General features: G+C 46.2%; 12 protein-coding genes. 5 read left to right on the forward strand and 7 right to left on the reverse strand.

The window, feature by feature from the left end:
• Both RM811_RS08290 and RM811_RS08295 read right to left on the reverse strand, forming a co-directional pair.
• Positions 1 to 269, reverse strand: a 269-nt coding sequence (locus tag RM811_RS08290) for a hypothetical protein (RefSeq protein ID WP_402522827.1), incomplete at its 3' end; no start/stop codon positions are given.
• 98 nt (positions 270 to 367) lie between these two features.
• Positions 368 to 562 (reverse strand): GNAT family N-acetyltransferase, encoded by a 195-nt coding sequence (locus RM811_RS08295; protein WP_402522829.1) that lies wholly within the window; start codon positions 560 to 562, stop codon positions 368 to 370.
• A 595-nt stretch (positions 563 to 1,157) separates the two neighbouring features.
• Here RM811_RS08295 and RM811_RS08300 point away from each other — a divergent pair.
• On the forward strand, positions 1,158 to 3,344 hold the full coding sequence (locus RM811_RS08300) for a hypothetical protein (protein ID WP_402522831.1): 2,187 nt from the start codon (positions 1,158 to 1,160) through the stop codon (positions 3,342 to 3,344).
• Positions 3,345 to 3,568: 224 nt separating this feature from the next.
• Here RM811_RS08300 and RM811_RS08305 read toward each other — a convergent pair whose 3' ends face one another.
• Complete coding sequence (locus RM811_RS08305) at positions 3,569 to 4,309, reverse strand: UPF0149 family protein (RefSeq protein ID WP_402522833.1); 741 nt, start codon at positions 4,307 to 4,309, stop codon at positions 3,569 to 3,571.
• A 196-nt stretch (positions 4,310 to 4,505) separates the two neighbouring features.
• Here RM811_RS08305 and RM811_RS08310 point away from each other — a divergent pair, with 196 nt between their 5' ends.
• From RM811_RS08310 to RM811_RS08325, 4 genes are all read left to right on the forward strand, one after another.
• Entirely contained in the window at positions 4,506 to 4,658 is a 153-nt protein-coding gene (locus RM811_RS08310) for a hypothetical protein (RefSeq protein ID WP_402522835.1), read from the forward strand.
• Positions 4,659 to 4,714: 56 nt separating this feature from the next.
• Entirely contained in the window at positions 4,715 to 6,859 is a 2,145-nt protein-coding gene (gene nrdD / locus RM811_RS08315) for an anaerobic ribonucleoside-triphosphate reductase (protein ID WP_402522836.1), read from the forward strand.
• A 304-nt stretch (positions 6,860 to 7,163) separates the two neighbouring features.
• Entirely contained in the window at positions 7,164 to 7,655 is a 492-nt protein-coding gene (gene nrdG / locus RM811_RS08320) for an anaerobic ribonucleoside-triphosphate reductase-activating protein (protein ID WP_402522838.1), read from the forward strand.
• Between the two features lie 262 nt (positions 7,656 to 7,917).
• The gene (locus RM811_RS08325) at positions 7,918 to 8,247 is read left to right on the forward strand and encodes a helix-turn-helix domain-containing protein (protein WP_402522840.1); all 330 of its coding nucleotides are present in this window, start codon (positions 7,918 to 7,920) and stop codon (positions 8,245 to 8,247) included.
• 50 nt (positions 8,248 to 8,297) lie between these two features.
• Here RM811_RS08325 and RM811_RS08330 read toward each other — a convergent pair whose 3' ends face one another.
• The 4 genes from RM811_RS08330 to RM811_RS08345 form a co-directional block, all read right to left on the reverse strand.
• Positions 8,298 to 8,921: a LysE family translocator gene (locus RM811_RS08330; protein WP_402522843.1), complete on the reverse strand. Its 624-nt coding sequence runs from the start codon at positions 8,919 to 8,921 to the stop codon at positions 8,298 to 8,300.
• Between the two features lie 63 nt (positions 8,922 to 8,984).
• Entirely contained in the window at positions 8,985 to 9,668 is a 684-nt protein-coding gene (locus tag RM811_RS08335; RefSeq protein WP_402522845.1) for a zinc metallopeptidase, read from the reverse strand.
• Positions 9,669 to 9,674: 6 nt separating this feature from the next.
• Positions 9,675 to 10,139, reverse strand: a complete 465-nt coding sequence (nrdR, locus tag RM811_RS08340; RefSeq protein WP_402522846.1) for a transcriptional regulator NrdR — start codon at positions 10,137 to 10,139, stop codon at positions 9,675 to 9,677.
• Between the two features lie 226 nt (positions 10,140 to 10,365).
• Positions 10,366 to 10,556, reverse strand: a 191-nt coding sequence (locus tag RM811_RS08345; protein WP_402522848.1) for a hypothetical protein, incomplete at its 5' end; no start/stop codon positions are given.

Raw genomic sequence — 10,556 nt, forward strand, 5'->3', positions numbered from 1 at the left:
CCGGCAAGATTTCCCAGCTTTTTCCGAGCCATTTCAAGCATATCGTCACTGATATCTGACACGGTGTATAACGAGCCTGGCTCAAGACTCTGTTGCAGGATCAGCGAACCGGCTCCAGTACCTGCAGCGGTTTCCAGAATAGCTCTGGAAGCGGTTTTACCAAGTCGAACCGCCATCTCTTCGGCAAAGGGGTGAATAAACCTGGGGAAAAGCAGCTTGTCGTAGTTTTCAGGCACGATTCCCGAGAAGGATTGGGCGAGTCCTGACATTGGAATATGACCTTTGTTTTCTGGATTAACGGTTTAAGGCTAAGGAAAGAACAAAGGTAGCAGACTGTATGGATTTTGCGCTCAGGTTGTTTATTGAATCAGGTTAACCTTTGCTGAAATGTGTCTGGGGAGATTTGGTAGTAGTTTCGCTCAATGAGGGTGTTGTAACACGCATACCGGAATCCGCACTTTTCCAGAACACGGATGGATGCTTTGTTATCCGGTCGGGTAAATGCGCCAATAGTGTCAAGCTTAAGCGGGTCAAAACCGTATGCAATGAGATCCTTGACCACTACATTATCGACTGGTCACACAGCCCAGGCAGTCTACAGTAGCTGAGCCGTGCGTAGAGACTAACAAAAAAGTCAGAAACATTTGATTTTGGATGATCTCTGAATAGCTTTCTGGCGAGGTGTTTTGGAGAACGGCCATGCTTCAGACATGGCATAAATTCAAATTTGGATATTTATATTCAGAGGGGCAAGATTAAAGATCTGGTCACGGTATTATTTTAATTGAATATACATAAAAAAATGCTACCTTTTTTGTCGGGAATAGAGATAAGGTTGAATTTTTTTCTCATCATTCCACTGACTAATATTTCCTTTCATATACTGATTTGATGACTCCTGAATATCATTAAATCAAAATGTTAACATGCGTAGTGCTAACGCTAGGGAAGAGGTACGTCTTTAATTTTGAATTGATGTGATATTCAAAATCTACCTATGAATAATTGAACGGTTTGTTGAAAATATTTCGTCAAAAAATGCAGAAAAAGTATTTGTTTGCTAGTCTGGGCTTGGCCTTCTGGTTATTTTCTGGCCTTTTCTGTACTAATGAATTTTCACAGCCCCCCTGAATCTAAATTACAAAGGTATTTAACTTATGGACAAAGGAGCGAATGCAGACCGTTTTGGAGTATCTTCAGCTGGTTATGATAGAATATATCGACGGGGGGGCGGTGGAGATGCTGAAAGATATTCAGGGGTAGGCGGTGCAGGCAGAGGCGGTGTGCGTTCTATTCACGGAACAAACACCCTTGGCATGAAAGTAGATCACTTTGATACAAGTTTGAATCAAGGGAGAAGATCAGTACCTATTGCGTATCATGGTATAAATCCTGAACAAAGCTACCTGAACCTCAATCGGGGTTCAGGTACAAGCAGAGAGGGAGAATATTATCAACCGGTAGCGGAAGGAGCGCGAGGAAGTTACTCAAATAGAAAGAAAGCAGCTTCAGATTCAACAAGTGAAACAAAGCAAACTGATACAAAGGCGGACACTACTGGCAGTAAAAAACTGAATAAAACGAAGACCTGTTCTTCAGCAACCTCCCGGCCTTCTGCAAAGGCAGAAAGTCAGCCGAAGGGCGCTGTTGAAGATAAAAGTGGAATCCCTGGTTTAGGAGCTTCAGATGAGGGTTTGACCACAAAAATGGGGCAATTTAGCTTGTCTGAGAAGGTTTCCACTAATAACGTAAACAGCGCCCAGCCGAAGGCTGAGAAATTGCAGGAAATATGGGAGCTGTCCAGTCAAGAGAAAAGGGTAATTCAGCTTGCAGAGGGGCTTAAAGACGTGAGGTTGAGCAACAAAAATCATAAGGATGAGTATAAAAAGTACCTTAAATTAGCAGTTGATTTTATTTCTTCCGTTGATTGTTTTGCTACCAAAAAACCCAAAATAACATTGGATGATTTTGAAACACTGGTTCAGCTTCAGAGAACGTTTAGTGGTAATAAAGATGAGGGTATGATCACTCAGAGTGAATTTTCTACAGAGATGTTCAAACTTGGTTCTTTTTCGACAGATAGTAAAAAATCGGAAGAACAATCAAAAAAAATACTCGCTTTGCTTGGTCGCTTAAGTAATAAGGATGAGATACGTTCGTTGTATAATAATACGTTAAGTAATGAAATGAGAAAATCGGTTAAAAATGTTCTTTACCGAGGTACGATTGATCGGTTTTCCAAAGCAATCTGGGAATATGAAAAGAAGAATAAAGATGAAATCGTTGGGGTTAAATCACGAGTTTCCCAAGAAACGTCAAGTGATTCTAAGTTATGTTCGAATGAGTATGAAATGATTGGTGTAAAAGCACTTGATGATAAAAAAATTTCCAAAGCGTTTTTCAAGGTTATGGAGGATTTTGTTGTAAAAAAAACATCGGGATCGGAGGAGTCCTCAAAAAACAGCATGCGGGTGAATAAAAAAGATCCTCCAAGTGTTTTTTGGACAAGGAAAGACTTTCAAAATCTTTCAAATGATATGAGAAAAATTTCTGAACATCACCTCAGGAAGCCTCGTTATAATTCAGTTATGAATTTATTTGTAGACGTAAAAGATAGAGATTCTGACATTAAGAGTGCTCTCAGAAAGTATTTAAGAAGTGGCAATAAGAGGCTTGGTGATAATGAGGTTTGTGCGTTGATACCATGTTATATGCATAATAAGAAGTATGTAACTGAAGATGATTTTGATCGTTTGATGCATGAAATCCAAACAGCGCATAATAGAGGAGGGAGTGTAACTAATTTGCGTTTTGAAAAATTATCATTTAAAGAGCGAGAAAAAATGCGATATAGAGTAGTAGAGAAATCTGTGTCTTCATTTTTCCATGGAAAGGCAGAGCTAAAGGGTCAAGAGAAAAGTAAAAAAAGTAAGGAAAAGACTGAGTCTAAAAAAGAATTAAATGACAATATTGTCGATGAAGAATTTTATAAAAAACGTGTAACGTCAGGATCTGATAGACATCAGAGCTCATCAGAATCACCGGAGGCGTTAAATAAGGCAGTGGCTATATATACTAAAAAACGAAATCCATATGATTTACGTTCCAAGGTGGTTGCATATGCGGATCAGGCAAGTAAGAAAAAAGAAACCTTTAAAGTTAAACTGACAGCTGAGGTAGGGTTATTGCCGCTGGATGATAGATATCTTACACTTGATTTTTTGAAAAGCGTCAGGTTCTTTGTTAATGCTTTTGCTGATTTTCAATCAAAAGAAGTCGATGAAAAAAAATCAAAAACGCTGATGGGAAAAATATTTGGGAAAAAAAGCGTTGATGGTTTTTGAAAATACGTTAAGTCCACAATCAGATAAAATCTTCTGTTTGTTTTGGTTGGGGACTTATGACAGCGTTAACCGGGGGAGGGGTTTGATCGCATTCGCAACGAAAACCCTGAAATCGCCTTATTCATAATATTTGACAGTCTCCACTGGCTCCGCAACAAAAGAAGCCAGCCCCAAAAACTGCCAACCTGCTGAGGTGCAGGAAGAAAAGGAAAAACGGGATTGGTTTAACGGGTAAAAGAACTACCACAACATTTCTTATGTTTCTTGCCGCTACCACAGGGGCAAGGGTCATTTCGCCCTACTCGGGTAACCGTAATCGGTGCAGGCTTTTCCGGAACCCGCGGCTGGTCAACAGCTGTCTGCCAGATCTCACGGATATCATGGCACATCACCGCCATCTCTCTCGCAACCGCCGGCATGGCCTTAAGCATCTTGTTTACATCCGGGCCGTCTTTTTTCTTCGCCTTTTCCAGCAAACTATCTGCACGACTCCAGACGTTCAATAATACCATACAGCTGGACCAGGACTCTGCCATTGGCTGAATCTCAGAGTGTTTCAGCACCTCCGTCCAAACATCCATCAGCAGCTTACAACCCTGGCCATAACCCGTCGCCCACTCCTTCAGGCGGGAAAACTCTGATGAATAGATATCTTCTGCCCGACACTCTTCCGGAAGTACTTCGTAGCCACCATTAATGGTATTTCGGGTTTTCTCCAGAATGTTAAACAGAATATGACGTACATCATCTTCCTGCTGCCGGGACTCAAAGGTTGGGTTTCTGGTGGCCAGAGCCAATGTTATCCAACGATCCGGTGGTACATTGACGGGAGAGTTAGCAATGGCAAACATCAGGCCTTTAATAGCAGTGAGCGTCATTGCCCCACCGCTTTTCCCGAGAGGGCTGAATGCCAGCCAGGCTGATAAAACCTTTTCCTGCTGCTGATCAAATTCACAATTGGCCAAGGATGTTTTTCCGGAACTATCGATCAACTCAATCTCCTCTCTCCATTTCTGGACAGATACTAAAAAAGGCGCTGATCATCTCATCATCAACTGCATGCATCAATATGACGACTTGCCATAATATCTCGGCAACTACCTGCAAAAAATGTCAGTAAGGCGTTACTTCGCTTTAACCACATATAATGTGGGAGTTTCCATGACAGTAACTCCTGACTTCCAGTATGCAACCACGATTTCCCGTGAAGATTTACGTTGTGTCAATATTGCAGAGCCGTTCACTTTAGTGGATCATAGTCGCCAGAAAGCACTATATATAGTGCTAATCAAGCATTCATACCACAAGCTGTAGATATAGCGCCCAGCAAGTCGCACTATCTTATTACCCTATTTGTCCGGAGATCGACCATGACTGAGATCATCAAACGCGATGGTTCCCGCCAGCCTTTTGATGCGCCGCGCATTGCAAAAGCCGTTGCCAGCGCCCTGAATGATGCTCAGATCAAAGACAATGACTTTGCCGAATATGTTGCTAAAAAAGTAAGCAATTCCGTGGCCAGTCAGGATCTGGTGGATATCTATGACATTCAGGATCAGGTTGAACATCTGATGATGAGCAGTGAATACCACAACGCTGCCCGCAAATACATCGAGTACCGTCAGACCCGGGATATTGAACGGGAGTCGCGTAATGCCCTGAGCCGGGATATTCTGAGCATTATCAATCAGGATAACCGTCAGGATAATGAAGCACTGCTGAACGAGAACGCCAATAAAGACAGCCAGATTATCCCCACACAACGGGATCTGCTGGCCGGTGTTGTCGCCAGACATTATGCCAGGCAACATTTACTGCCCCAGCACATCACCGCCGCCCATGACCGTGGTGAAATCCATTACCATGATCTGGATTACGCGCCCTTCTTTCCCATGTTTAACTGCATGCTGATTGATATTGAAGGGATGATGACCAATGGTTTCCGAATGGGTAATGCGGAGATTGAAACGCCGAAGTCAATTACCACGGCGGCGGCCATCACTGCCCAGATCATCGCCCAGGTTTCCAGCCACATTTATGGTGGCACCAGCATCAACGAAATTGACCGTATTCACGCACCCTATGTTCGCAAAACCTTTGAGAAGCACCTGAAACAGGGACTTCGCTGGATTGGCGATGAAGATAAAGCCCGTGAATACGCTATGGAAATGACTGAGAAGGATTGCTACGACGCTTATCAGGCACTGGAATATGAGGTAAACACGCTTCATACCGCCAATGGTCAAACGCCGTTTGTGACCTTTGGTTTTGGCCTGGGTACCAGCTGGGAAGAGCGTCTGGTGCAGAAGTCTATTTTCAAAAACCGGATTCGTGGCCTGGGCAGAAACGGTAAGACGCCGGTTTTTCCAAAACTGGTCTTTGCCATTAAAAAGGGTGTTAACTTCAGCCCTGAAGATTCTAACTACGACATCAAGCAACTGGCGCTTGAATGTGCCAGCAAGCGGATGTATCCGGACATTCTCAACTACGACAAGCTGGTTGAAGTCACCGGAAGCTTTAAAACCCCCATGGGTTGTCGTTCATTCCTGGGTGTTTATGAAGAAGAAGGCAAGCTGATTCACGATGGCCGCAACAACCTGGGTGTCGTCTCTCTCAACCTGCCCCGTATTGCTATTGAGAGCAAAGGCTGTGAAGAGACCTTCTACCAACTGCTGGAACAGCGTTTGAAGCTGGCTAAAGAAGCTCTGATGACCCGAATCCAGCGTCTGGACAATGTGCGGGCCAGAGTCGCACCTATTCTCTATGTGGAAGGGGCCTGTGGTGTGCGCCTGAAGCCGGATGACAAGGTCAGTGAAATTTTCAAAAATGGCCGTGCTTCCATCTCCCTCGGATACATCGGTATCCACGAGACCATCAATGCCCTGTATGGCGGTAAGTCCGGCGCTGGAGACATTTATGACAGCGAAGAACTTCGCCAGAAATCAGTCGCTATCATTGAAACCCTGCGTGCAGCGGTGAATGAGTGGAAGGAAGAAACCGGTTACGGTTTCAGCCTCTACTCTACCCCCAGCGAAAGTCTGTGTGACCGTTTCTGCCGACTGGACAGAAAGAAGTTTGGGGTTATTGAAGGTGTTACTGAAAAAGGTTACTACACCAACTCATTCCACCTGGATGTGGAGAAAAAGGTTAACCCTTATGACAAGGTGGATTTCGAGCAGGTCTATCCAAAGCATGCCACCGGCGGTTTTATCTGTTACGGCGAATACCCGAACATGGTCAACAACCTGAAGGCTCTGGAAAACGTCTGGGATTACACTTACGACAAAGTACCTTATTACGCCACCAACACCCCCAATGACTCCTGCTACAGCTGCGGTTATGAAGGTGAGTTTAACGCCACCAATCGGGGTTTTGAGTGCCCACAATGCAAGAACCGTGACTCCGGCAGGATGTCAGTAACCCGTCGTGTTTGTGGCTACCTGGGTCAGCCCAATAGCCGCCCGTTTATCAAGGGCAAGCAGGAAGAAGTGGTTCGTCGGGTGAAGCATCTCTGATACAGGATACAAGCCCTCCTGTCAGACTCGTTTCCACGGTCCACCGTGGGAACGCATACCTCAACCCACCGGCAACCCTGTCACCGGACCTATGCCTTCCCATGCGGAGCATAGGAATGATGGGGTTGGGAGTTTTACGGTAACCACGACCGTGGGAACGAGAAGAACATGAACTACCTCCAATACTATCCAATCGATGTCCCCTCGTTCCCACGCTCTGCGTGGGAATGCAGAACCATCCACAGGTACAATGCTAACCGCAAGGCATGCATTTCCACGGACACCGTGGGAACGAGATGATTCCATGAACTACCTGCAATACTACCCAATCGATGTGGTCAATGGTGAAGGTACCCGCTGCACCCTGTTTGTCAGTGGTTGTGAACACTTCTGCAAAGGTTGTCACAATGCTACTACCTGGGATGCCAGCATGGGTGAACCCTTTGACCAGGCTATGGAAGACCGGATTATTCAGGATCTGGGGGATCAACGTATCAAGCGGGATGGTCTGTCGCTCTCAGGAGGAGACCCGCTCTTTCCGGGTAACCTGACAGGCATACTGAAACTCGTTAAACGGGTAAAAGCAGAATATCCGGAGAAAAACATCTGGCTCTGGACCGGTTACACGCTCGAAGAACTCAGCAAAGCCCAACAGGACGTTGTGCAATATATCGATGTGCTGATTGATGGACGTTTTGAGCTAGATAAGCGGGATCTGTCACTGCCCTGGCGGGGGAGCAGTAATCAGCGGGTGATTCATATGAAAAACCGTAAGGCTCTATCTTTTATTGGCTAATACATCGTTTTATTGGCTTTGACGTGTTCCGGAAACGTTAAGCTTATTTTTTGGCTTATACTATTAGCCAAGAATACAATATGCTGGTCTAGCAGAGCCCGGAAGGAAGTTTCAGCATTGGCACACTTTCCGGCTTGTCAAAATGTTAAGAAACTGACCAATCAGTCCTATGACTATCGTTTACGGGTTGGTCGATTTCGGGTCTTTTTTACGGTGGACGGCGTTATTCGGGTCGTCACCATTGAGGAGGTGAGGCGACGCAATGAAAACACCTGCTGATGTCCAGATCATTCACCTCGGAGGCAAACCCGCATTTGCCGTGGTGCCTTATGATCAGTGGTTGCAGATGTCCAACCAGGCCGATGAGATCTGGTTTCCCCATGAAGTTGTCGGCTACCAGCTTCAGGGGCTCTCCCTGATTGCAGCCTGGCGCAAATATAGAAAACTCAGTCAGGAACAACTGGCGAACCGAATGGGGATCAGTCAGTCGGCAGTGGCACAGATGGAAAATCCAGGCTCCAAAACAAAAAAACAGACGCTGGAGCGAGTTGCCCGGGTACTGGAAATTGCCGTCCGGCAACTTGAGGATTGAATATTTCTTTGCAAGACAGGCCATCGCAGATCCGGACTTTGGCCTGATATTCAGCCAAATGCCAGCCAGATACCCACGCCCATCATCAAAGAGCCAGCAATTCGATTCATAATTCGAACATTGCCGCTTTTCTGCAAAAAGTGTCTCAGGGTTCTGCCACCCGCTGCGTAAATTATCAGACAGATAAACTCTATAATCAGAATCATGGTTACCAGAATGGTCAGTTGTGGTATCAGCGGCATATCCGCAGAAATAAACGGCGGCAGCAGTGAAATAAAAAATGCCCACCCTTTGGGGTTTGCCACAGCTGTTAGAAATCCCTGAACCATCAGATCTCTGGCTCCCGTCTCCCTTGGCTGGTGCCCATCTTGTGGAATGGCCATTTTCCCTTTGGAAAGCCACATCTGGAAACCGAGGTAAAGCAGGTAAACACCCCCAATCCACTTGAACACGGTGAATGCGGCCGGGTAGTTCAACATCACTGCTGCCACGCCAATAACAGCAAGAACAGCGATCAGACCAACGCCCAGTAGCTCCCCCAGCATCATCCAGAGCGCGCGGCGAACCCCAACGGTCATACCCAGCGTCATGGAAAGTGTCATACACATGCCAGGCGTGGCAGAAACAAAGAAAAACGTGGGAACAAACAAAGCCAGCAGGGATGAACTGACCATATCAACTTACTTCCATATATAAACAATTAAAATTCGATACTACCTTTTAAATAGATAGCAGGATTATCGACGGAGGATAGCTATCCATCGTCCAATATTCAGCAAACTGGCAAGTGCTGCAGCAACATAAGTCATAGCGGCCGCTTTCAACACTTTCCTGGCTCCCGGTAGATCTTCCTGAGAGAGATAACCCTCTTCCAGAATCGGCAACGCCCGGTTAAAACTGGCATCCAGCTCAACCGGCAGGTTCATCAACTGAACCCAAAGGGAAGCAACCATGCCTGATACGCCCAATAGTAAGGTTATCAAAGTGCTTTGGGGTAACCGGGTTAATAAAAAGATAAAAGGTGTGACCATCAGAGCCAGCACGCTGAACCGCTCAATCACCATAGCGATCTTCAGTCGTCTCTGCCGACGCATAAAACCGGCGTGTTGTTCCTGATGCTGCAGTGCATGGCTGACTTCATGGGTGGCCACTGCCACCGCTGCAATGGTTTTTCCGTTAAAATGGGTACTGGAGAGAGAGACCACCCTGGCTTCCGGATCATAATAATCCTCACCTTCAAGCCCCTCGCAGACGGTTACATCACTCAGTTGAAACCGCTTAATCAGGTGTTCAGCCAGCTCGCCACCGGTTCCCTGCAGATCCGGTCGATCCTTACCGTATTGACGAAGGGTTCGGCGCACCCACAGCTGGGGACCAAAAACCAGGGCTGCAATCGCCAATAATAAAAGAAGCAGAGGCATATAGACTCAGTAACCCCGATCCTCAGTCTCCAGACGATCAATCTCTTCCCGAAACTCATTCAGGTCCTTGAAGTGACGATACACGGAAGCAAAACGGATATAGGCGACTTCGTCCAGCTGTTTTAATTCCCGCATCACTTCTTCACCCAGAATACGGGAGCTTACTTCACGCTCACCCATGGCACGAAGCCGATGAATAATCCGGCAGACTGCCTCTTCAAGCTGCTCAACACCCACCGGTCTTTTTTCCAGGGCACGGGTCATTCCCGCCCTGAGTTTATCTTCATTAAACGGTTCACGGGTACCATCACGCTTAACCAGCCGGGGCATCAGCAGTTCTGCTGTTTCATAACTGGTAAAGCGTTCAATGCAGGTAAGGCATTCCCGACGCCTTCGCACCTGACTGCCTTCTGCGACCAGGCGTGAGTCGATCACTTTCGTTTCAGCGGCACCACAGAATGGACAATGCATTGAGCAAGATAATCCTTTGCTTTTAAGGGAAAATACTCCAATGATAATCATATCCTTTTTTATTACAAGGTGCTGAAAAAACTATCCTTGGAGGGTGCAATTAAAAGTGTCCAAAGAGAAAGTCGAAATGGTTATAACTCTTAAGGGAGGAGCTGCAGGAAATACCCGCACACCGTCATTCTCACGAAGGAGGTTGTCGCAAAAAGGGAGAATTAACACCCTACAGTCATTCCCGTGAAGGCGAAGATCCACTGCTCGAGATAGACTCCCACTCTTGAGATGGATTCCCGCCTTCGAGGTTGTCGCAAAAGGTTGACCCTCCGTCTTTCCCGCGCAGGAGGCTGTCGCAAAACCCACCAGGAACCTCGTTCCCACGCTCTGCGTGGGAATGCATAGCCAACCACAGGAATCGTGTCT

Origin of the sequence: Endozoicomonas sp. (assembly GCF_031844845.1) — a bacterium.
In the GTDB taxonomy this organism is placed as follows: domain Bacteria; phylum Pseudomonadota; class Gammaproteobacteria; order Pseudomonadales; family Endozoicomonadaceae; genus Endozoicomonas.